The following is a 791-nucleotide window of genomic DNA, read 5'->3' on the forward strand; positions in this document are numbered from 1 at the left end:
GGCATCAACGAGAAGGGCGACTTCATCACCCTGCCCATGCGCACGTACTCCTCCGGCATGGCGGCCCGGCTGCGCTTCTCGATCGCGGCGGCCAAGGACCACGACGTCCTCCTGATCGACGAGGCGCTCGCGACCGGCGACCGCTCCTTCCAGAAGCGCTCCGAGCAGCGCATCCGCGAACTGCGCAAGCACGCGGGCACGGTCTTCCTGGTCAGCCACAGCAACAAGTCGATCCGCGACACGTGCGACCGCGTCCTGTGGCTGGAGCGCGGCGAGCTGCGCAGGGACGGCCCGACGGACGAGGTGCTCAAGGAGTACGAGGCGTTCACCAACGCGCCCGCCATGAAGAAGTAGCCTTTGCCCGCTTCGTCCCGGAACGAGGAGGGCCCCGGATGACCGCCACCGGCACACTGCGGGCCCGCGCCCGGCGCACCCTCCTCGGCCTGCACCGCCACCGGGCCCGGCGGGCCCCGCTCGACCCGGACCTCGCGGTCCTCGCCGCGTACTGGAACCGCGGCGTGGCCTGCAACCCGGCCGCGATCGCCGCCGAACTGGCCCGCCGCGCCCCGCACGTGCGACCGGTGTGGGTGGTGAACCGGGCCGCCGTGCCGCGGCTCCCGCCCGGCACCGACCACGTCGTCCCCGGCACCCGGCGGCACGCCGAGGTACTGGCCCGCGCCACCTGGTTCGTCAACAACGTCAACTTCCCGAACGCCCTGGTGAAACGGCCCGGCACGGTCCACCTCCAGACCCACCACGGCACCCCGCTCAAGACGATGGGCCTCGACCAG

Annotated in this window: 2 pseudogenes; both read left to right on the forward strand. The window is 72.4% G+C overall.

The annotated features are described in order from the left end of the window. Window positions 1–354 (forward strand): annotated as a pseudogene (locus GTW43_RS38420) (ABC transporter ATP-binding protein); the annotation flags it as partial. Next, window positions 288–791: pseudogene (locus GTW43_RS38425) on the forward strand (CDP-glycerol glycerophosphotransferase family protein); the annotation flags it as partial. The pseudogenes GTW43_RS38420 and GTW43_RS38425, both read left to right, overlap by 67 nt.

It is taken from the genome of Streptomyces sp. SID5785 (assembly GCF_009870065.1).
GTDB lineage: Bacteria > Actinomycetota > Actinomycetes > Streptomycetales > Streptomycetaceae > Streptomyces.